22 protein-coding genes and 1 pseudogene are annotated in these 21012 nt (G+C 35.3%); 16 read left to right on the top strand and 7 right to left on the bottom strand.

Annotated features, from left to right (window positions below; genetic code table 11):
• The first annotated feature begins 25 nt into the window (after positions 1-25).
• The 8 genes and pseudogenes from HS5_RS04080 to cobM form a co-directional block, all read left to right on the top strand.
• Positions 26-304 (top strand): ATP-binding protein, encoded by a 279-nt coding sequence (locus HS5_RS04080; RefSeq protein ID WP_236752895.1) that lies wholly within the window; start codon positions 26-28, stop codon positions 302-304.
• A 40-nt stretch (positions 305-344) separates the two neighbouring features.
• On the top strand, positions 345-1100 hold the full coding sequence (locus HS5_RS04075) for an ATP-binding protein (RefSeq protein WP_236752894.1): 756 nt from the start codon (positions 345-347) through the stop codon (positions 1098-1100).
• A gap of 289 nt (positions 1101-1389) precedes the next feature.
• Positions 1390-2391, top strand: a complete 1002-nt coding sequence (locus tag HS5_RS04070; protein WP_236752893.1) for a precorrin-8X methylmutase — start codon at positions 1390-1392, stop codon at positions 2389-2391.
• On the top strand, positions 2384-3148 hold the full coding sequence (locus HS5_RS04065) for a precorrin-3B C(17)-methyltransferase (protein WP_236752892.1): 765 nt from the start codon (positions 2384-2386) through the stop codon (positions 3146-3148). Before HS5_RS04070 ends, HS5_RS04065 begins: the two co-directional genes overlap by 8 nt.
• On the top strand, positions 3132-4160 hold the full coding sequence (gene cbiD / locus HS5_RS04060) for a cobalt-precorrin-5B (C(1))-methyltransferase CbiD (RefSeq protein WP_236752891.1): 1029 nt from the start codon (positions 3132-3134) through the stop codon (positions 4158-4160). Before HS5_RS04065 ends, cbiD begins: the two co-directional genes overlap by 17 nt.
• 20 nt (positions 4161-4180) lie before the next feature.
• Positions 4181-4732 (top strand): precorrin-6Y C5,15-methyltransferase (decarboxylating) subunit CbiT, encoded by a 552-nt coding sequence (cbiT, locus tag HS5_RS04055; RefSeq protein WP_236753459.1) that lies wholly within the window; start codon positions 4181-4183, stop codon positions 4730-4732.
• Positions 4729-5376: a cobalt-factor II C(20)-methyltransferase gene (locus HS5_RS04050; protein ID WP_236752890.1), complete on the top strand. Its 648-nt coding sequence runs from the start codon at positions 4729-4731 to the stop codon at positions 5374-5376. The genes cbiT and HS5_RS04050 overlap by 4 nt, the downstream gene beginning before the upstream one ends.
• Positions 5373-6134 (top strand): annotated as a pseudogene (gene cobM / locus HS5_RS04045) (precorrin-4 C(11)-methyltransferase); the annotation flags it as partial. The gene HS5_RS04050 and the pseudogene cobM, both read left to right, overlap by 4 nt.
• A gap of 583 nt (positions 6135-6717) precedes the next feature.
• On the opposite strand, the gene HS5_RS04040 reads toward cobM, so the two are convergent.
• From HS5_RS04040 to HS5_RS04030, 3 genes are read right to left on the bottom strand one after another with little or no spacing between them, the layout of a single operon-like run.
• Positions 6718-7398 carry an ABC transporter ATP-binding protein gene (locus HS5_RS04040; RefSeq protein WP_236752888.1) on the bottom strand — a complete coding sequence of 227 codons (681 nt, stop codon included), beginning with the start codon at positions 7396-7398 and terminating at the stop codon, positions 6718-6720.
• On the bottom strand, positions 7379-8371 hold the full coding sequence (locus tag HS5_RS04035) for an iron ABC transporter permease (protein ID WP_236752887.1): 993 nt from the start codon (positions 8369-8371) through the stop codon (positions 7379-7381). Before HS5_RS04035 ends, HS5_RS04040 begins: the two co-directional genes overlap by 20 nt.
• On the bottom strand, positions 8372-9376 hold the full coding sequence (locus HS5_RS04030; RefSeq protein WP_236752886.1) for an ABC transporter substrate-binding protein: 1005 nt from the start codon (positions 9374-9376) through the stop codon (positions 8372-8374).
• A gap of 123 nt (positions 9377-9499) precedes the next feature.
• Between HS5_RS04030 and HS5_RS04025 the strand changes: the two genes are divergently transcribed.
• The 4 genes from HS5_RS04025 to HS5_RS04010 all read left to right on the top strand — a co-directional run bounded on the left by HS5_RS04025 (position 9500) and on the right by HS5_RS04010 (position 14023).
• Entirely contained in the window at positions 9500-10456 is a 957-nt protein-coding gene (locus tag HS5_RS04025) for a zinc ribbon domain-containing protein (protein WP_236752885.1), read from the top strand.
• A gap of 276 nt (positions 10457-10732) precedes the next feature.
• Positions 10733-11386: a hypothetical protein gene (locus HS5_RS04020; protein WP_236752884.1), complete on the top strand. Its 654-nt coding sequence runs from the start codon at positions 10733-10735 to the stop codon at positions 11384-11386.
• A 62-nt stretch (positions 11387-11448) separates the two neighbouring features.
• The gene (locus HS5_RS04015) at positions 11449-12951 is read left to right on the top strand and encodes a hypothetical protein (RefSeq protein ID WP_236752883.1); all 1503 of its coding nucleotides are present in this window, start codon (positions 11449-11451) and stop codon (positions 12949-12951) included.
• On the top strand, positions 12944-14023 hold the full coding sequence (locus HS5_RS04010; RefSeq protein WP_236752882.1) for a hypothetical protein: 1080 nt from the start codon (positions 12944-12946) through the stop codon (positions 14021-14023). Before HS5_RS04015 ends, HS5_RS04010 begins: the two co-directional genes overlap by 8 nt.
• Here HS5_RS04010 and HS5_RS04005 read toward each other — a convergent pair.
• Together HS5_RS04005 and HS5_RS04000 are read right to left on the bottom strand one after the other, a co-directional pair.
• Positions 14018-14980 carry a zinc ribbon domain-containing protein gene (locus HS5_RS04005; protein ID WP_236752881.1) on the bottom strand — a complete coding sequence of 321 codons (963 nt, stop codon included), beginning with the start codon at positions 14978-14980 and terminating at the stop codon, positions 14018-14020. The two genes, HS5_RS04010 and HS5_RS04005, sit on opposite strands and share 6 nt — an antisense overlap.
• A gap of 70 nt (positions 14981-15050) precedes the next feature.
• Positions 15051-16148, bottom strand: coding sequence for an S-methyl-5-thioribose-1-phosphate isomerase (locus HS5_RS04000; RefSeq protein WP_236752880.1), 1098 nt, complete (start codon positions 16146-16148; stop codon positions 15051-15053).
• A gap of 79 nt (positions 16149-16227) precedes the next feature.
• Here HS5_RS04000 and HS5_RS03995 point away from each other — a divergent pair, with 79 nt between their 5' ends.
• The 4 genes from HS5_RS03995 to HS5_RS03980 all read left to right on the top strand — a co-directional run bounded on the left by HS5_RS03995 (position 16228) and on the right by HS5_RS03980 (position 20157).
• Positions 16228-16548 carry a heavy metal-binding domain-containing protein gene (locus tag HS5_RS03995; RefSeq protein WP_236752879.1) on the top strand — a complete coding sequence of 107 codons (321 nt, stop codon included), beginning with the start codon at positions 16228-16230 and terminating at the stop codon, positions 16546-16548.
• Positions 16549-16590: 42 nt separating this feature from the next.
• Positions 16591-17298, top strand: a complete 708-nt coding sequence (locus tag HS5_RS03990; RefSeq protein WP_236752878.1) for a hypothetical protein — start codon at positions 16591-16593, stop codon at positions 17296-17298.
• A 299-nt stretch (positions 17299-17597) separates the two neighbouring features.
• The gene (locus HS5_RS03985) at positions 17598-18695 is read left to right on the top strand and encodes a hypothetical protein (protein ID WP_236752877.1); all 1098 of its coding nucleotides are present in this window, start codon (positions 17598-17600) and stop codon (positions 18693-18695) included.
• Between the two features lie 55 nt (positions 18696-18750).
• The gene (locus HS5_RS03980; protein WP_236752876.1) at positions 18751-20157 is read left to right on the top strand and encodes an ABC transporter permease subunit; all 1407 of its coding nucleotides are present in this window, start codon (positions 18751-18753) and stop codon (positions 20155-20157) included.
• A gap of 67 nt (positions 20158-20224) precedes the next feature.
• Here HS5_RS03980 and HS5_RS03975 read toward each other — a convergent pair whose 3' ends face one another.
• The gene (locus HS5_RS03975; RefSeq protein WP_236752875.1) at positions 20225-20578 is read right to left on the bottom strand and encodes a MarR family transcriptional regulator; all 354 of its coding nucleotides are present in this window, start codon (positions 20576-20578) and stop codon (positions 20225-20227) included.
• On the bottom strand, positions 20575-21012 hold the full coding sequence (locus HS5_RS03970) for a hypothetical protein (protein ID WP_236752874.1): 438 nt from the start codon (positions 21010-21012) through the stop codon (positions 20575-20577). The genes HS5_RS03975 and HS5_RS03970 overlap by 4 nt, the downstream gene beginning before the upstream one ends.

Genomic DNA, 21012 nt, shown 5'->3' with positions numbered 1-21012 from the left:
GTAGAAGTTACTTCTAGGGGTAGAAGTGCTATTTGACCCGGCACCGAAAATTAGGAGAGAAGATTTCTTTGATAGAGAAAAGGAAATTGAAAGAATAAAATCCCTATTATCTCCGACAACTCTAGTGTTAGGTTTAAGGAGAACTGGAAAATCACCACTAATAAGAATTTCGTTAGAGGAATTAGGTTATCCTTATGTTTATATAGATTTAAGGAAATTTGAGGAGAAAACTTACATTAATTATAAAGATTTTATTCTAGAAATTCAAAACGAAATTAATAGATTAACTAAAAAAATTCCCTGAACTTATTAATTTTCTGAAGAAAATTAAGGGAATAAAAATAATGGACAACGAAATTTATTTCGGCTGGGGAAAGGAGAATAGAGTAAGCTTTTCTTCCATCGTAGATTCCTTAAATGATTGGGCTGAAGATAAGGTAATTTTAGTCCTCGACGAAGCTCAAGAACTTCATAAAACGAGAGGGTTTAACATATTACCTACTTTAGCTTATGCCTTTGATAATTTGAGGAAAGTTAAAATAATACTCAGCGGTTCAGAAATGGGTTTATTACTAAAATTTCTAAAATTAGAAGATTCAGAATCTCCATTATTTGGTAGAGCTTTTTCAAGAGTTGAACTAAAACCTTTCACCAAGGAAGATGCGGTAGAATTCCTTAGGAGGGGATTTAATGAACTGAAAATAAATTTCAGCGACTGTGAGAAGGTTTATAATGAACTAGGAGGAATTCCAGGTTGGTTAACTTATTTCGGTTTTAGATATTATGAAATAAGAGAATTTGATAAAGCAATGAATGAAACTTTAGCTTATGCTAAGAAACTCATCATAAATGAATTTGAGCATTTTTTGCTAGATAAAATGATAGCTAAGGAAAGATATTATACTATTATGAGGTCAACAGTTGATTGCAATAATTGGAGTGGAATAAAAAATGAATTAGAGGCAAAAGAGGGAATAAAAATTTCTGACTCAGAACTTAGTAATTACTTAAATCATTTACTCGATTCCTCCTGGTTAACTAAAGTTGACGACAAATATTGTCCCTCAGAGCCGTTAATAGGTAAGGCTTTCAAACAATGAAAACTTTATGCTTTATAGAGTAGTTCAATTCTTATCAATTGGTTATACATGGTTAGTCCTTAAAGGTCAAGGTAATGTAGTATGTATATAACAAAACTATCTGACATATGATTTCTACTATTCCACAGAGTTATATGCGTTGTGTACTGTCCCGTGTACCTTTGACCTTCAGGGTCTAACTAAGTATAAACTTACTTTTAACTCGATAATGAGACTTAACGCCTAAAGCGAAGAGACCAAAAATAGGTTTATAAAATATATTTATATCCTGGATAAGCTATCCATTAATGTGGATACAGCAATAATAATCATAACCCACGGTTCCAGAAGGAAAACCTTTGTAGATGATATGGAAGGAGTAGCGAAATACATTGAAGAGAAATTATCAATACCGGTTTATCTGTCTCATAACGAATTTACTGAACCGAATTGGAGGAACTTAGTCTCATCATTATTGGAGAAAGGAATTAACAAGTTCATATTTGCCTTAGCTTTCCTAGGTAGAGGAAATCACGTAGCTAAAGATATAATGGGTTCATTTGAAGTTAATGAATTTTATAAATGGGAGGAAGCTCAGTACGAGAATAAGAAAGTTAAGGTTTATTTCACTAGACCTTTAGCAGATTCTCCACTAGTAAAGTTATCATTACTTTATAGGATATCTTCAGCTGTGAGGAAAGATGACTCCTTTAGATTTTTGGAAGATCCTGAAGAAATAGAAGAGAATTCCATGGAGTTATCGAGGCAGAAAGTAAGTGAAATAACTGGAAAAAATGGAGAAGAGCTAGAAATAATAAGTAGAGCAGTTTATGCAAGTGGAAACCTAGAGATTGCAAGGCATATTTACATAAGTAAAGACGCAATAGAGATGGGAGTATCAGCATTAAAATCTGGCGTAGGGATACTAACTGACGTTAAGATGGTTAAAGCAGGATTAAGGTGGAACGCTGAGAATTATTTAGATGATGCACTAGAGCTTGCTAAAAAATTAAAAATAACTAGAACAGCCGCAGGAATAAGGATAGGACTTTCAAAAGAACCTAAAATTGCGGTAATAGGTAATTCTCCAACTGCACTAGTTGAGGTAATTAAGATGCACGAAGAGGAAGGAGTAGAAGTACCTTTAATAGTAGCAACTCCACCTGGATTCACTAACGCAGTTGAGGCAAAGGAGAGGCTTATTTCCTCTGATATTCCTTGCATAGTTCTGAGAGGAAATTACGGAGGAAGTAATATTGCAGTTTCAATTATGAACGAAATAATTCGTTACGCTCGTGGTAAAAATGGGTAAGATATTCGTTATTGGAATAGGCCCAGGAGGAAAAGAAACTAGGACTTTAGAGATGCTTGAGGCAATAAGACAGAGCGACGTAGTAGTAGCTTACACTACTTACGCTAAGCTAATTCAAGACCTGCTTGACGGGAAGGAAGTAATAACTGCAAAGATGAGGGAAGAAGTTTACAGAGCTAAAGTTGCAATTGAGAAAGCAATGGAAGGTCACACGGTTGCAGTAGTCTCAAGTGGTGATCCTCAAGTTTACGGTATGGCTGGACTAGTTTACGACATGGCTTGTAAAAACAACGTAAACGTTGAAATTCAAATAATTCCAGGAGTAACTGCCGCAAACGCGGTTGCCGCAAAGTTAGGCTCTCCCCTCTCCATGGACTTCGCAGTAATCAGTCTCAGCGACTTGCTTATTCCTCCTGAAGAAATCCTTACCAGAGTAAGGAAAGCAGCGGAAGGTGACTTCGTCATTGTGCTTTACAACCCTATAAATAAGCCGTTACTTTTAGAGGCTATGAAGATTATTAAAGATGTAAAGAAAAAAGGAGATACGCCAGTAGGAATTGTTAAATCTGCCTATAGGGAAGATGAGGAAGTTTTTGTATCAACTTTGTTATCTTGGGAGGAGTTTTTGAATAAAATAAATATGATTACAACTATTATTGTGGGAAATTCAAAGTCTTATATTTATAACAATAAAATAATAACACCAAGAGGATACGAGAGGAGGTACGATCTACACGTCGTTGATTCAAACTCTTAAAAGGTTTGGAATAACTACTGGAGCAGTAGCCGCTGCGGCTGCAAAAGCTTCAGCAATTTACTTGACAAAGGGCGAAACTCCTTCCTCTGTTACAATTCCAACTCCAATAGGTATCAGGATAGAGATACCAGTAGAAGAATACTTTGAAGGAAAATGCGCAAAAGTGAAGAAGTTCTCAGGAGATAATCCTGACGTTCTTGACGGTCTAGAAATAACCGCATGCAGTGAGCTTTCAGCTTCGGTACAAATTATAGGAAGTAAAGGAATTGGAACAGTCACCAGGCCTGGTTTGAAGTTGGAAATAGGAGAAAAATCAATAAGTCCTATAGCTAGGCAGATGATAATAGATGCGTTAAAGGAAGTTACGGATAAGGTAAAGGTTACTATAATTGTTCCTAATGGAGAGGAGCTGTCAAAGAATACAATGAATCCTGACGTAGGAGTAAGCGGAGGAATTTCAATTTTGGGAACAACAGGAATTGAATACCCAGTAAGTGATGAGGATTACATTGACCATATAAAAACTGAAATGTGCGTTATTAAAGCAACCGGAAACAATAAAGTAGTTCTAGCTCCAGGAAATACAAGCTTCTCCTTCGCCAAGAAAATCTACGGTGATGTTGTGGTTAAAATAGGAGACAGGATAGGAGACAGCATAAAGCTTGCAATAGACGAAGGATTTTCTCATGTAGTAATAGTAAGCCTTCCAGGGAAGATAACTAAAGTCTCTGCAGGCCTTCTAAACACTCACAGCAAATTCGGAGACGCGAGGATAGAAAGCATTGTTTATGCGTCAGTTGTTTCTGGGTTATCAACAGAAAAAATAAGGGAAATAGCAAACTCATTAACAGTTGCTGAAGCTTTAGAGTCTCTCTCTTTAGAAGAGAGGAAAAAAGTAATGAGTATAATTGCCAAGAGAGTTCTTTCCCGTTTATCTAAGTTTCAAGTAAAGAAAGGCGTTATAATTTTATCGGATGACGGACAAGTTTTGGCAGAGGAAGGTGATCTTTAGTGTTAGGAATTCCGGATGAAATGTTTATAAGAGATGAGAAAATTCCAATGACAAAAGAGGAAATAAGGGTAATTGCAATATCAAAGGCTAAGCTCTTTCATGGGGCAAAATTTGTAGATATAGGTAGTGGGACAGGAAGTGTTACAGTTGAGGCAGGGCTTTATGTAGGAAGCAAAGGAAAAGTTTACGCTATAGAAAAAGATCCTAAGGCTATAGAACTTACTAGAAAGAACGTTGAGAAGTTTAACATTAATAACGTGGAAATAATACAAGGAGAATCTCCTTCTGCGTTAAAGGAAATAAAAGAGGAAATAGATGCAGTATTTGTAGGCGGTTCAGAAAATCTGGATGCGAGTATAATTGAGGTAGATAGATTGCTTAAAAGTAAAGGAAGGATTGTCCTTGACGCTATATTATTGGAAACAGCAGTAAAGGCTATATCGGTTCTGTCTTCATTGAACTATAATCCTCAAATAATTGAGGTAATTGTAGCAAAGGGAATGAATACTTCTAAAGGTTATGCAATGATTTCAAGGAATCCAATTTTCATAGTTTACGGTGAGAAGCCTTGATTTATGTAATAGGTTTAGGTCCAGGAGATCCAGAATTAATTACTCTAAAGGCAATGAAGGTCTTATCAAGTGCTGAAGTAGTATTCGTTCCTTACTCTACCGGTACTAACAGAAGTTTGGCCTTAGGAATAGTTGAAAAGTTTACAAAAGGTGAAATAGTTACATTAGGCTTTCCAATGAAGAAGGAAGTAAGCGATGAGGAACTGAAGGCAATAGCTAAAACAATCTGTGAGAAAGCTAAGGAAGTCTCTGCGTTTGTAACCTTAGGAGATCCAACACTTTACAGCACTTTCTTCAGAGTCTTCTCGTTCTTGAACTGCCAGGAGGTTGAAATAATTCCAGGAGTAACTTCAATTACTGCCTGCCCTTCGAAAATTAAAATTCCTCTAGCTCTGAAAAATGAGGCTATAGCAGTTATTCCTGCAGACAGGCTTGATTTAATAGATTTAGCTAAAGGAAAATTTGAGGCTATAGTAGTAATGAAAGCTAATGAGAATTTAGAAGAGATTAAAAGTATCCTTTCTTCTTACGAAATAATTTACGCAAGGAGATGTTACATGGAAGGAGAGAAAATTGATGAATTAAAAGGTAATGAAGAAAAGGACTATTTTGCAACTTTAATATGTAAGGTGAAGGAAAAATGAAAGGTAAGATAGCCTTTATAGGCTCTGGTCCTGGAGATCCTGAGTTAATTACCGTTAAGGCAAAGAAATACATAGAAGAAGCTGATGTGATACTTTACGCAGGATCTTTAGTAAACCCAGAGATATTGAACTGGGCTAAGAGGGGAGCTGAAGTGATAAATACTGCCGAGTTAACACATGAGGAGATCGTTAATATCATGATTAAGAAGGCTAAAGAAGGTAAGTTGGTTGCTAGGCTTAAATCTGGAGATTTCTCAATTTATGGAGCTTTAAATGAGGAATTACAAGCTGTAAAAAAGGAGGGAATAGATCACGAGCTTATACCGGGGATAACTGCAGCTATTGCCGCAGCAAGCTCCTTGGGTATAGAACTTACTTTACCTAGAGTTTCACAAACGGTAATTATTACCAGAGCCTCTGCTTCAGTCCCAATGGATGGTTCAATAAAGGATTACGCCCCTTTCTTAAATAAGGGAGCGTCAATGGTCATCTATACTGGTGTCCATGTTATAGATAAAGTAGTTGAAGAACTTAAGGAAGGAGGAGTTTCAGAAAATTCTCCAATAGCTGTAGTTTACAAGGCAACGTGGAAGGGAGAAGAAAAGATAATCAAAGGTACTTTAAAGGACATTGCCGAAAAAATTAAGGAGGAAAAAATTACTAGGGATGCGGTAATTGTTGTAGGAAAAATACTTACTCCTGAGAAGTTTAATTTTAAATCAAGTGCTTATGACGAAAATCATTATACCAGTTTTAGGGTTGCTAATCAAGATAAGCTGAAGTATTTTGAAGCTAGATATTCCATTGATAAAATATTCGGTGAAGAGTACTTAAAGGAGCTAATACATGCGATAAGAGAAGGTAAAGGTAACGAAAATGAGCTAATAACTAAAGCTGAAAAAGTTTTAGCTGAAGCTAAAATTAATCCCGAATTAAGATTGGAAGCTGAAGAAGTTATAGCAGAAGGAAAAAGAAGAAAACATTAACTTAAATAATAAGAAAGGAAAATATCTTAGGTCGCTATTGTTTGCTCTCTCCGCCTTGTGACTGTCCCTTTGATTTCTTTCCTTTCTTTGCCATTCGTGATCTAAATAAATATTATGAGAAAGAGGATTTATAAATATTATTAACATCACTTTTATTAAATACTAATGATAAACCATAAGGAGAAATAGATATAATTTTTTAATATTCTCGCTTTAAATCCTTTATATTATTTCTATTTATCATTCAATATCTATAAATAGTATTCAATACTCTCTTAATAGTGAACGAGAAAAATTACACGTATCTTTACGTCATAACCTTATTTCTATAATTAGAGAATAGAATGAATTTGACTTAATATCCACTATTATCAACAAAGAAAAAAGTTTTTCCGTTAACTTCATGTTTTCTTATCTTCACTTCGTAAGTTTTACTCAGAACTTCCTCAGTAACGTCAGAGGACTTACCTTGATATATTACTCTTCCTTCCTTCATTATTATGGCTTTTTCAGAAATATTCAGAACATCAAGCTCGTGGGAAGTTATTAGGAATTCCTTCCTTCTGCCCATTTCAACCATGGTGTTCATTATTTTTACTTTATTTGCTAAATCAAGGTTAGAGAGAGGTTCATCCATTATAATTAAATCTCCTTCGGTTAAAGCTTTGCAGATAAGCGTAAGCCTTTTTTCACCACTGCTTAAAGAGTAAAATTCCCTATCTAAAAAGGTCTCAATGCCTAAGATTTTTGCGTTCTCCAGATAGTCATCAATTCTCCTCTTCTTTTCTCCTGAGAGAAGTACATCTCTAACCTTCATTTGTGCAGGAAAGAACTCTGATGGGACATAAGATATCTTCTTTTCAATCCGAATTTCTCCTTCAGTAGGCTTTACCATACCTATCAAAGTTCTCAATAACGTGGTCTTTCCAGAACCGTTAGGGCCTAGGATAATGTTTATTCCTCCATCGGTTGAAAAAGTTACTTCATGGAGGATTTCCTTGCCTCCTAAATTGACTTTAATACCCTTCACTAACACGACCCTTCACCAAGACATAAATGATTATTGGAGAAGCTAAGACTGAAGTTATTGCGGTAATTGGAATTACAAAACCCAAGGCTCCGCTCGCAATAATATTACTGAGCATCATAATTGAAGACCCTAGTAAGGCGGAGAATGGAATAAGCGTAGATGAATTACCTCCCACAGTCCTTCTAACTATGTGAGGTACAATAATTCCTATGAAGCCTATTATGCCCACTTGTGAGACTATTATACCTACTATTATACTCAGGAATATTATCCATGCAGTTCTGTATTTGCCTGGGTTGATCTTCTTTGCATAAGAGAGCTCATCGCTTATATGCACTAAATCTAACTTCCTACTCTCTATAACTGCTAAGATAACCAGAGTTAAGACCAAGAATCCCAGCACTTCATCATAATCATAGCCTACTATTTGAATTTCTCCTAATAACCAGAATAATGGAGGAGGCACTTGAGGATACTTGTACTCTATCGCCTCAAGCAGGACTGTGAGTAGCGAAGAGAACAAGTAGGAAACTACTACTCCGCCAACTATTATCCCGTAAACGCCAGTCCTTTTACCTATTGCTAAGGTAATTATAGTTGCTATAAAGGAGAAGATGAAAGCGACAAGAGGAGAGAAATAAATTATCCAATTGAATGGGAAATTAAAAGCAAGGAGAAAATAAGCCATGACTGCACCAAATGCCCCCCCAGAAGCTGTACCGCTTACGTATGGGTCCATTAAGGGATTTCTCAAAAGGAGTTGCATTATTGCTCCGGCAATTGAGAGGGAAGCTCCTATTAACGCTGCAGCTAATACTGTAGGAATCCTAATCTTAAAGAGAACTGTGTAGTAAAAGCCGTGAGGAGAAAAGATCTCCTGAAGTGGAATGTAAATTTGACCGTAAATTAATGAGACCAAGAAGGATATGGGCAAGGAAAAAATCATTATTAACATAAAAAGGAGTTTTTTTTCTAACATTCAAAACACCGGCATTTGAGGGTTAATGCACTTCTCTATCCAAGACCATGTTATTTGATGAGGCGCAGTTCCGTTAATTATATCGTGGAATAGTAGAACTGCGTAAACTGCTAGAGGTCCAGGTTCATTAGTTAGATACGAAGATCCACAGCAAAGGAAGTAAACATTTCCATTCTTGTAAGCTTTAACATTTTGAATTCCTGGAATATGTGAAAGTAAGTACTTAGTATATGATATATTATACACAACATTCACTACGAGAATATCCGAATTAGCCTCTATCAGCTTTCCTGGGCATAATTCATTGTAATTTACGCATTCACCAAAGGTGTTAATTCCTCCTCCCAACTGTATTAAAGTATTTATGAATACGTTACCTCCTGCAGTCCAGAAGTAATAATTAGGACATATCCAGTCTATGTAAGTTACCGTAATATCTCCCGTAGTCGAGAATTCTTGTAATTTAGAATTCATCCAGTTTATTAACTCCTTAGATGAGTTAGTAACATTAAAGTATTTTGCTAAGGAACATATGCAACTTTCAATTTGATAGAAATTTGATGCGTAGTCAGCATTAGTTAAGAAAATTTTTATTCCTGCCTTCTGGATACTGTTAACACAATTATAAAGAAGCCCTTTTTCTCCAACAACTACCGTAGGGTTAAGTGCTACTAATCCTGAGATGTTTACTGGAGAAATTTCTGGAAATACTGTAACATTACTGTGTACGCAGGAAGTCTTGTTTATCATCTTTAAAAGACAGTAAGAATAATGGTCAACTCCTACAATATGTTTTCCTAAACCTAGGGCAATTAAGTCTTGAGTATCGCTAGGGGTTATAGATACTATTCTCAAGTCTTTTGTTGTTGTAGAAGGAGTAGCTGTTTGCTCTGTTGATTTCTTTAGTAATTCATAGACTCCAATTCCACCTATTATTACTAAGATTACGATTGCCAAACCGACAATTTTTAGGTTCATGACTATATACTTGTATAGCCTATCCATATTATAAAATTAACTTCAGTTTTATATCTAAATATTTAGAGTTGTATTCGTTTTTAAATATTCATAATCAATCAAAATATTTATTAACTGGAAAATATTATTCTTAGTAAATGGTGATATAAAGTGGTTAAATATTGTCCTAGGTGTGGTTATCCTAACGTTGATGATGCTAAATTCTGCATGAAGTGTGGCTATCAATTACCTCAATATATTCCTCAATCTCCTCCACCTACATTACCATCAACACAACAACCAAATTTTCCGCCTCCTTCACAGCCTTCAGCTTCTCAACAACCTTCAACTCCTAAAAAGAGAGCTCCCGTACTTGCTATTATCGGTGTAGTAATGGTAGTTGTAGTAGTACTAGCAGTATTTTTAGTGTTTTTACCACTATTCTCTTTTCACGGTATTACAGCTTTAGCTTCAACAGCGTCAAAGGAGTTCGGCGGAAAGTGGGTAACTGTTAAATGCAAGTCCGCAACTGCTACATATGTAGGTAAAGGAGTCTACGAAGTAAAATATTTTAATGGAACCACGGTTTACGAGAACTATGACGAAATTAAATTCTGTTGCTTTAATAACGTTTTATCGGGTTTATCTTCCGTAAGTGCTAACTCATATTTTCAAATAAATTACTATAATGTGTATCCTGCTAAAGTGGTTTTTACATTAGTTAATGGCACTGTTAATGGAGAAAAGACTTACATCCTTGCGGCGGGAGCTTATTATAATATAACTCCTAATCCTGCATCAGAAGGATACTCTTCAATTAATTCTGTCCTATCTAATGCTTCATACTCCTCTTATATTTCAGAATATGAAGCCTACTTGAAATCTCAAGGAATATGCGTTACAATTTCGACGTATAATGGTCTAGATTATTTATATATGTCAGTTTCTAACTATACGATGTTAAGTGAAACTCAAGCGCCATCTTCTTTAGGGGGATACTCTATACATTCATTAAGTGAATTCGGAGGAGTATCAAACAATGAGGAAATTGTAGTTATTACTATAAATCTAGTTCCTACACTTTCACAAATGGAAACAATGGTTAGCCAAGTACAAGGATGCTTATAATTTTTAAGAAATTTTTTAATTCAATTTTATAAGAGTTTAAGCAATAATCTCATTTAGAACTTAGTTTGAATCAAGTACTGTTTTTAATCGTTTTTAACTCTGTAGTAAAATTTTGCTATCCAAAAACCTTTTATCAACTAATATCATGATTTGAAAATAATATATAGTTTACTAAAACAAAATTATTATGTCATCTGCATGTCAATGCTAGGTCAAATTTTAGAATGCCTAGTTCTGTAGTTCAAAATTTAATATCTAAGTAAATATTCTCTTTCAATGAGGAAACTGACTACCGAGGAATACCTTAACGAGTATTTACCTAAGTTAAATGAAAAGGAGAGCTATCTCTTTTACTTGATTTCAAGAGATAGAGAAGCTAAAGAACAGGGGTTAAAGATAGATAAAGTACTATATAGAGTATGGAATGTTGAGACTTTGAAGGCAGTAAAAATTCTCTTATCAATAAGGGATAACGTAGAGTTTGAGGTTAGAGGAATAAAGATAAGGAAGGAATGGATAAAGGTAATGCATGTTCTAAATCCCGTCAACATGTCAAAAGCTTCAAAGGACACCGTAGTACGGTACATGCAGGAATGCGAAAGAAAGCCTGACATTTCCAAGATATTCTTCTCTGAACTCCCAAGGCATATAGATTTCAAGATTTTCATGGTAGATGTCGATTCAAAGGATAGGAAAATTATTGAACAAATGAAGGACTTAAAACCAAGGTTAGTTATGACGACAAGGAGGGGTTTTCATATTCATTTCTGGAAAGAGGATTTAGAAGACCCTCAGATTCTCTTTAGACTTAAGGACGTGGAAGTAAAGACAAGGGATTCAATAGAGTATGTCCCAATTAGTCAAGGTAAGTTCACCCCAGAGGCTTATGAAATCATTGATATCGAGGAAATAAATAACCTAATCAGTTAGTTTCAATGAGTTATTTGATTTAAAGGACAGATTTTTAAATGTTAACTTATATTCTTCTCGAAATGAAACTTAGGCTAGAAATTACCTTAGGATCGCTTCTCTTCATCTCTTCTTTCTTTCCTCATTACTGTTTATCGTTACTTGCAATAATTTCTGCTGCAGTAATTTTGAAACTGAAATATTTTCCGCCTTTTGTTTCAGCACTTTTACTTCTTTCTTCGCCCTTTCATGCGCTTCTAGCTCTTTTTTCTTTTCCACTCCTTTATTTGGATAGGAAATCTTCATTATCCTTTAGTTTAGCTACACTTTTCTCTCTTTTAACTCAGAATTACCTTATTTTATTCTTAGCAGGTGCTTTGGAGAAAAAAGGGCTAATAATTTCCGGTATAATGTTCCTAATATTGAGCGCTGTTCTAAGTATGAATTCCTTAGGTAATATTGCTTATTTTCTCTTAATTTCAGGAGTAATTTCTGCAATAATCGAGGGAAGAATATCACTCAGAACGTCAGCAGTAATCTATTTATCAGCACTAGCTTTTTACTTTAAATTACCTTTCCTTATTCCAGCAATTGTTTCTTTCTCTCCATTAGTTTCCTTACTTTATTCTCCCTTCTATCCGTATTTTGCAATTATATCCTTAAAATATGCTAGGAGTTTTAAAAAGGTAAAGATCCTAAATTATTTACCTCCATTATTTTCTTTCATTAACCCTTCGCTCTCAATATCTTCATTATACGATGTTGTTAAGGGCAAAGAGTTATTTCTTTATATACTCCTACCTTTCTTTTCCTTAGTGTACTTCGTAATAGAAGGAGAATATCTTCAAGAAGAAATACTCTTCTTTTCCTTAGCCATACTTTTTATAGTAAACATGTTTCGCAGTCAATATAAGCCAATAGTCTCATTTATAGAAAAATACTACTATTTCTTTATTTCTGCATTATTGATTTTTATTTCAGTAAAGTTCTTCTTCTTTGACTTACATATTCTTACTCCCTTGATTTTATCATCTATTGCAATCTCTTTACCTGAATTCAAAATCAGCGTATACCCTCTTTTTGCGTCGTTACTATCTTTGATAAATCCCTTTGTGGGCATTTCTGCAGTACAGAGACTCTCACCACTTTTTGTACTTATACCTTTATTATTTTACTTTGAGTTTCATTATTCGGCATACTCAGTAATATTTTATATGATCGGCGGAGCTCTTAGTATATTTATAGTTAAGGATATTAAACTAAAGAAATTGAAAGTATTTGTAATACTAAGCTTATTATTTGTTTTAAATGCATTGCTTCTTTATGGTAATTACTTTTCCATTATCGCGGCAGCTGTGTCCATAATTTTCCTATTCTTTTTCAAGCGTGAGTTGAGACTTTCGGAAATCTTAGCATTATATTTCTCCTCTTTTCCTCTTTCCTTCATTTCAGGATTTTTTATTCCTCTTAAAGGCAGAATTAGTCTTTGCGTTATTTTGGTAACTGAGGCAGTAATAGCAATCCTAATAATGAAGACAGTTCCGATTACGTCTCCTATTTTAACTCACATTTTATATCATGTTTGAGGACGTTAGGAATAAAATAATGAAAATTGTGAATTCTCATCCCTTAGTAATGTATAAAATAGAAACAGAATATTTAGATCCTCCTACATATAATAACGATGAGCTTTATAATCTTGCCAAGGAGCTTGAAGAGATTACATACCCTACTAGGGAGGACGATTACGTTAGAGTTTATTATTTTTTCTTCTCTCCTGTAAAGCTAAAGGAAGTAATAAAGCTTGTACCTATTAGTTTAGTTTATCTCAAAAAGTTTGACGCGTACGAGTTATTCATAAATACGAGAGGGAAAATAAGGATAGGCAAGGGGAATAAAGAAGCTGATGAGATGGTTAAGAATCTGTTACTCAGAGTCCTGGAATTCTCTAAGTTTCAAATTAATAGAGGAATATTCATAACTGTTGAGGACATAGATAAGCACTACTTAGAAGGTAAAGTAAGGCTGAAGTATGTAAGAGATCCAGTAATTACTTTGGAAGAGGCAAAGGACATACTTAGGCGCTATAAGGAAAACCTGAACAAGAGACTTGATAAGGAAATAAGTCTCAGGGACTACCTTGAAACTGTCAAGGTAATTTATGAGGCACTTGGCCTTGATACTAAAGGACATATTAAAGATCTTTATTCTCGATACGCAGACGGAAGAGATTGCGGAATGATGAACTTGCCTTTAGATAACCCTCCTGCTTTTAGGAAATGGCTTAATCAAGACTCTTCTTGTGGTGGTCATCCTTTTGAAGTGGTAAAAGGTGGCTTATTTACTTACGGTATTTTACTTTATCCTCCTGAAGAAGGAAGATATGTCCTCTCTCCTGGAGATTATTACGAGGAATATTATAAGGTGGTAAAGGAATTTTTAGCCAGGGAGATTCCTTTTAAATCTCCTGGTCTCGTCGATGCACTTAAAATTCTCACAGGTTTAAAAGAGGTCATAGTCAATGGAATAAACTCCTGCCCTAAGATGCTTATCCTTTATGACGACGTTAAAAATAAGAGGAGAATAAAATGGGAGGAAATAAAAGAAGTTGAGTATAGAAGAGAAAAATTTAGGATAAAAAATTCTAATACCTTATAGACAGCTCTGGAATTCGCTAACTATTGACTGAATTTGTGAGCTTGAAGGTGCTACGTTTATAGTTACTGCAATAATCGCCTCATGGGTTGTCGCTCCCCAAAATTCTCCAATTGCTGTCAAGTGAGATATCCCAAGATGAGACAATGCTGAATAAGGTACTGAAACAGAACTCAATAGTGTGGAATTGCTTGTTGCTATATAATAGTAATACATTCCGTTAAATGATGATATTATAAAGCAAGAATCCAATTGTTTTGCTTGAGACTCTCCCGCTGCGATTGAGGATGAACACTTAGTAATTAAATACTTTGTCATGTTAGAGAAATAATATGCAATATTTGGAGTAGAATTCCAATACATTCCCAACAGTACAATGACATCTTTCTGCCCGTTAACAGTGCCGTTAATTACAGCGAAGGAAATCTTAGAAGGATATTCCATAAAATTTGGCTGATAATACGTCCCTCCACTAGTGCTTATCAATGAAGATAAGCAGCCAAAAGGAATGGAGCAGATCTTCTTATACTCAGTAGTACCATTAAGATATTTGATCTCGTACTTCCCATTGCCAACATAAGTAGCTACAGCGGATTTGCACTTTGCCACGCTCCAATGACCTCCAAAATCGCTAGACGCGGTAGACGCTATACCATAAACTCCGTGCGATGGTGAAATTAATGGTAAAACAACTAGGAATACTACTAGAACCACTATAACAGCTACTACTCCGCCAAGTATTGCCTTTATTGGAACCTTCTTTTTAGGAGGCTCCTGGGGCATGTAAGGGTACTGAGAAGTTGGAGGCTGAGGAGGAGGTTGAGGTGATGATTGAGGAGAAGATTGTGGTGGAGCACCACCTTGTAGTATATAAGATTCTGGAAGTGGTGAACCGCATTTTAAGCAGAATTTTGCATCATCCACGTTAGGATAACCGCACTTAGGACAATATTTAACCACTTTATATCACTATTAAATATTTATATTCACTATATTATAAGCTTTTTCCTATCTATAAAAAATAAAGATATCATTTTTCAACAATTTTCCTAACATTCTTATCAAATGGAGGATATATTATTCCTTTTTCAGTTATTATCCCAGTAACATACTTTGGGGGAGTTACGTCGAAGACTGGATTATATACTTTAACTCCTTCCGGTGCAATGGGAATTCCCCTAATTGTTCTAACTTCGTTAGGATCTCTTTCCTCAATTTTCACGTCCTCAACTCTATTCTTTAAGTCAAAAGTTGAAACAGGGGCTAACGCATAAAATGGAATTCCTAATTCGTGAGAAATTACCGCCTCTTTAAAAGTACCTATTTTATTGAAAACATGACCGTCCGAAAGTATTCTATCTGCGCCTACCATTACGCTGTTCACCATTCCTTTATACAGAACAAGGCCTACTGCTGTGTCTGCAATTAAGGTTACGGGAATTCCATCAGTCATTAGTTCATAAACAGTAAGCCTACTACCTTGTAACCAAGGTCTCGTTTCAGGGGCGATTACTGAGACTTTAATTCCCAACATGTGGGCAACTTTTACTGGAGCAAGTGCAGTCCCTAGCCCAGTTCCAGTAGCTAGACCTCCTGCATTACACTGTGTAAGTACAGTGTCTCCGTCATTTATCTTCTCCAAACCATAAATACCCATCTGAAGTTCTGCCTCAAGCTCATCATCAAATATCTTCTTTGCGTCCCTTTTTAGTAAGGAAACTACTTCACTTACACCCTTAGCATCTCCTTGTTCAACGTACCTCTTTGCATTATTTAACATATTCGACGTAGCCCAGGCTAAGTTAACTGCAGTAGGTCTCGCTTGGTCTAGGATCTTTTTCGCTATGGTTAGTTTCTCTATAGCCTCTTCAAGGCTTGAAGGGATATCAGAAGTTAACGCAGTAACCATTCCGTAAGCTGCAGTAATACCTATTGCTGGAGCACCCCTCACTTTCATTAACTTAATTGCAGAGGCTATTCCTTCTGGATCTTTTAATTCCACATAAGTTGTTTCGAATGGTAGTGCCGATTGATCTAAGAGTGATAATGTGTTTTTCTCATCATTCCAGATTATTGGCTTTAGCTTGGGATTAAAGTTCTCTTTTAGCTCCTTTAACGAGACTTTCATGAGTATAATATTCCATGTGGGATTAAATTTTTACCGTGACGACGTAATTTTTATAACCTATTAAGAAAAAATAAATGGTATGTCTCAACAACAAGAAATTTTTATCACAACCGCTGATGAAATTCCAGGATACACAGTTATACAGATAATAGGAATAGTTGTAGGAGTTTCATTACTTTCAAAGAAATACGACCTAAGTAAAGAGGAGGAAGCTAAAAAATTCCTTGAGGAGTCTGAGAATGCTAGAGCCAACGCATTAAAAGAGATGCTACAAAGGGCTAAGGAGTTTAACTCCACTGCAGTAATTTCTGTTAGGTTTGATTCTCACAGGATAAACGATGAATACGATGAGATAATTGCTTACGGTACTGCAGTGAAGGTAATTAAGAGCGTTCATTAGTTTTTGTAATCCCTCTTTCCTTTTTAGTATAAGCGAACTGAAGTGATAGGCAGAATATTAATCCCATCAATCTTCTTGGTTTTAATAGGTGCAGGAGTAATTTACTTTACTCTTTCTTCTTTTTACTCAACTTATTGCTATTCTAAGATTATTCAGTTCGAATATTTTGCTTATAAGTACGTTAAGTACAACGTGACTGAATACCTATATGATCATTCAACATACCTTTACCTCGTAATAAATGCTAGTAAACCTATTTATGTTGAGGGAATATTCAACTGTGGGAAGGAAATTGTAAAGATGTGCAGAATAATGAACGGTTGTACAAAGTGTTTTAAAAAGATTCCTTGTACCACAAATGTAACTTATTTGAAGATACTTATAGGGGAATATTCAATATTCAAATATGCAAAGCCGAAAGTGGAAAACGCTATGATTAAAATTCATGATGGTATAGAAAAGTGTAATTACGTGCTTAGATATCATGCAAAAAACTGCGGTAATGTTCCGATATACGTAGTAGGGATATTCGTCCACATAGTTTGCAAGGAGTGTATAAATAATGGAAATAAGACTATAGTGATATATTGCTACAGGAATTATCATGTTAGTGTAAATAAATGGTTAGATCCTGAATGCACTTACAGATATTCTACACAAATCTATACTAAGCTGGTTTGCGCATGTATCACCATTTCTTATAATACATTATGCATGTCAATGCACAGTACTACCCATTCGTATTTTTAATTGCTTATACTTATTTAAGATCTGAGGAACCATTTTACATTCCTCTCGATAAGCATATCTTTTTATTAATATTCTTTTACTGGGCAATTCAAGCTTTTTCGAATTCGCTTTGTTTCTATAAATAGAGAAAATACTGCAACTTTAGCCGTTAAATACGTTTTCATAATGTGATAATTTAATTGAATATTTCTCTATTATTCCAATTCGTAATGTAGAACCTGAATCATACTTTTACTACATTCTCCGTTTATCGTTTATAAGAGAATAAGTTTATACATACACATAAAGAACATTATAGGATGATATTAACCGCAGACCCGGCAACATTCTATTCTCTTCCACCGCTTCCTGAGAGAGTATTACCACTCATAAGAAAGAATAAATATCCACCATACGGTCTCAGAAAAATTGAGGCAATAACTAACGCTAGAATTGTTCCTCCATCAAAGATAGGAAAGACTAACGTTTTAGGAATTTACGTTAACGACCCTTTTGCTTTAACTCCTCAATCTTCAGTAATAAGGGAAGCCTTTGGAGAAGAGCCAGGGTTTTATTACTCATTTAAGAGGTTTGCCTCTAAGATTAGGGAACTTAAGACAAGGTTTAATTTCAAGGTAATTGCCGGAGGTCCGGGGGCGTGGGAATTACTGGAGAGAAAAGAGAAATGGGTAGATACTATAGTTGTAGGAGAGGCAGAGAACGTAATCTTTGACGCAATAAAGAGAGAAGGAGTTATATGGGGTACTCCTGCGGAAAAGTTTTACCCCATAAAGTCTCCATCGGCAACGGCTGAAGTTGAGATAATGAGGGGTAACAGGAAAGTCCCTAGAGAGGTAATATTGAAGGAAATGGAAGTGCAATCGGTACAAGGTAAGGTTAACTTAATTTCCCCCGATTTATTCTCTTACGGTACTGAAGAGGAAATCCTTGAACTGCTTAGAATATCCACTAGATTCGGTAAAGTCTTCTTTAATCAAATAAGCTTGAGGAGTATAAGTAAGGTTGACGTAAGTAAGGTAAGTAAGACTCTGGGTCTAAGTGAGAGTAATTATAGAACACCCGTGTTAAGTAAAGAGCCCGGCGTGTGTAACCTAGACGTGGAAGATGAAGCAATTAAGGAGCTTAACAAGAATTTTATTTACCCCATGATCTTTTCGCCTTCTGATGCTCTCTCTTCCTTTGAGGGTCTTAAGGCTATAATTATTCCCCTACCGGGTAAGGACTATCCTAAAGCGTTGTACGAGGCATGGACTATAAGTAGAAGTCTTATTAGGAACAAGTTAATCGTAAGTCTGGTAGACAGAACTCTACTTAAGAATAAGGAAACAAAAGGAGAGTTCTTGAGGAAGTTGAATTTTAAGAATCCTCTACATCTTATTACGATAATCCTTAAATAGTTAAATTCGAGTTTATCCCAACGATCAAAAATTACTAAAAATTTAAGGTGAGTGAATGAATCCAGTAATTTATGATTTTAAAAGAGCCTTTTTACGCTGGTCCGTGGTAGGAGTTTTGATACTTTTTATAATTTTAGGAGTCGCAGAAGGTTACACTGAATACTATTCATCCTTAGGTAAAGTACCTCCCTCTGCTCATTACAATTTAAACTTTGTAGGAGTAGTGTCGAGGGGTAACGGAGTTGTTACGGTAAAGGGCTACGTCTTTAACAACCAAGGTAACCCTTTATCAGGTACAGTAGAGTTACTGCAGGGTGGTAGATGTATTTCGAGCACTACCTCTAACTCTTCTGGGTTCTTTATTATACGAGGCGCAAATCCCACGTGTATTATAGTAAAGTATTCAAGTTACGAGGAGAAAGGCATATTATCTCAAGGACTCCAAAAATTTGTAATTTATAACTTATCTTACTTTTATAACTTTAAAGTGACAAATTGTAAAAGCGTTGCAGTTATCATTGGAGTTAATAACTATGAGGGAAAATTAATCTTTGCTAATGTTTTCTGTAAAGGTTCATTGTATATGGCCTTTTACCCCAAACACGCAAATGCAAGCTGTATATACTATTATGTTAAGGGAGGTCACATATTACCTGTTTTTAAAGGTTCAATTTGTTATCAGACTATAAATTATTCCTCTCCCATCATGGTTAAAACAATTAGTATCCCTCATGGAACTGAAGATATTGCAGTTACTGAATTAGATAGTAATGGAAATTTGTATTCCACAATTTTAAATTATTATCCTATCCCATATCTCGAGTATTTAATATCCTATTGTTTAAGTGAAAGCGTAGACAAGGGTTTAAATTCAGCCTCACTAATCTTCCAGGCTTTCTTCCCAATTATCATGATATACTTAGCTTACATACTTTACACAAAGCCCTTAGATAGCGGAGCCATTGAGTTTATAATATCTAGACCTTTGACTAGAACTAACTTCTATCTTAATAGGCTTATAAGCGGACTATTGACGGGAGTTGTGTCAAGTTTAGTATTTAGTTTACTTTTAGGCGTAGTTTTCATTCCCTTAGTGCATTTCTTCCCATCTTTTGTTGTAAGTCTTCTTATACTTAGGATAATTCCTGCAGTTATGTTCTATTACATAATGACGTTTGCCCTTAGTAGTTTCATAAAATCTTCCAAGGTAGTTCTAGGAGCTTCTATAGGATTATATTTTGTAATAGGGATAATGTTACTGTTAGCTTCAATACAACATAACTATACTTTACTCTACTACGCTAATCCAACAGCAATAAGCGAAGTTGCAACATACATAATGTTTAGGTTAACCTTGGCTAATGCACCGTTTAACGTTTTATTCTCAATTATCTCTCAAATAGCCTGGTTAGTAGTTCCTTCGTTGTTATCTTATCTGAAGTTCAAGGGAATGGATTTGTGAGCCACTCACGAAGAGGGAATCTCCACTATGAATAGTGAAATTTACGCTTCCTTTATTTATAAAAAGCTTACTGTATAATCTGTAAAAGTATAATTAGCTCTTCCGGAAGCTCTTCACTTTCCTTTGATGCTGTTATGTAAAATTCCTTTTCGTCCTTAAGTATTTCAGCAATCTTTTTTATCTTCTCGTCAGGAATTCCACTATACTTGAACCAAATTCCGTTTATCCACATTTCCTTATACTTATTTAATGCCTTATCAGTTATCACGTATTTTCCGTCTGAAGTCTTCTGAAGGTAACCGTCCTTAATTAGGTCATTTAACGCCTTAGATAAACCAGCGTCAGACATTCCCGTCAATTTCTTAAGTTCAGAGAATGACTTAGGGGATTTACAGTGTTCTAAGATCGAATCCCTCTTCATAAGCTATACTCCTCATTTTTTATAATTCTTATGGACTTTATAGCTTGTGGCCCTGTCTTACCTTTCAATAACTCAAGTTCCGCCTCTTGATAAAGCACTTTATTTTTATTAAGGAATAAGATTAATGACTGAGCAGTTCTTTTCCTTACCTCTTCGCTCTCGTCCTCGTCCTTAGTGCTAAATATTGCCAAGTGTTTCAATTTTCCATCTTCAGAAACAGAGATACCTACGCCAACGTTGTTAAAACTTATGCCAAAGATCCTACTAGCCTCCTCGCCCGAGCCTTTATCTATTCTTAATTCATAACTTTCAACCTTCCAATTATCTCCTTTAATTTCCTTCAGGTTCTCCTTTTGCATATTAATGAACTTATCTATCAAGTCTTTCCTAGAATTTAATAATTCATTTAATTTATCTGGATTATCCTCGCTCAT

It is taken from the genome of Acidianus sp. HS-5, assembly GCF_021655615.1.
In the GTDB taxonomy this organism is placed as follows: Archaea; Thermoproteota; Thermoprotei_A; order Sulfolobales; family Sulfolobaceae; genus Acidianus.
The sequence above is the reverse complement of the archived record's forward strand: the minus strand, read 5'-3'. Positions and strand labels throughout refer to the sequence as shown.

Bases quoted from the DNA above. Each gene is read 5' to 3' on its own strand.
- HS5_RS04075 (WP_236752894.1), top strand. From the start codon at position 345: ATGGACAACGAAATTTATTTCGGCTGGGGAAAGGAGAATAGAGTAAGC.
- HS5_RS04065 (WP_236752892.1), top strand. From the start codon at position 2,384: ATGGGTAAGATATTCGTTATTGGAATAGGCCCAGGAGGAAAAGAAACT.
- cbiT (WP_236753459.1), top strand. From the start codon at position 4,181: ATGTTTATAAGAGATGAGAAAATTCCAATGACAAAAGAGGAAATAAGG.
- HS5_RS04035 (WP_236752887.1), bottom strand. From the start codon at position 8,371: ATGTTAGAAAAAAAACTCCTTTTTATGTTAATAATGATTTTTTCCTTG.
- HS5_RS04030 (WP_236752886.1), bottom strand. From the start codon at position 9,376: ATGGATAGGCTATACAAGTATATAGTCATGAACCTAAAAATTGTCGGT.
- HS5_RS04020 (WP_236752884.1), top strand. From the start codon at position 10,733: ATGAGGAAACTGACTACCGAGGAATACCTTAACGAGTATTTACCTAAG.
- HS5_RS04015 (WP_236752883.1), top strand. From the start codon at position 11,449: ATGAAACTTAGGCTAGAAATTACCTTAGGATCGCTTCTCTTCATCTCT.
- HS5_RS04010 (WP_236752882.1), top strand. From the start codon at position 12,944: ATGTTTGAGGACGTTAGGAATAAAATAATGAAAATTGTGAATTCTCAT.
- HS5_RS04000 (WP_236752880.1), bottom strand. From the start codon at position 16,148: ATGAAAGTCTCGTTAAAGGAGCTAAAAGAGAACTTTAATCCCAAGCTA.
- HS5_RS03995 (WP_236752879.1), top strand. From the start codon at position 16,228: ATGTCTCAACAACAAGAAATTTTTATCACAACCGCTGATGAAATTCCA.
- HS5_RS03985 (WP_236752877.1), top strand. From the start codon at position 17,598: ATGATATTAACCGCAGACCCGGCAACATTCTATTCTCTTCCACCGCTT.
- HS5_RS03980 (WP_236752876.1), top strand. From the start codon at position 18,751: ATGAATCCAGTAATTTATGATTTTAAAAGAGCCTTTTTACGCTGGTCC.
- HS5_RS03975 (WP_236752875.1), bottom strand. From the start codon at position 20,578: ATGAAGAGGGATTCGATCTTAGAACACTGTAAATCCCCTAAGTCATTC.
- HS5_RS03970 (WP_236752874.1), bottom strand. From the start codon at position 21,012: ATGAGCGAGGATAATCCAGATAAATTAAATGAATTATTAAATTCTAGG.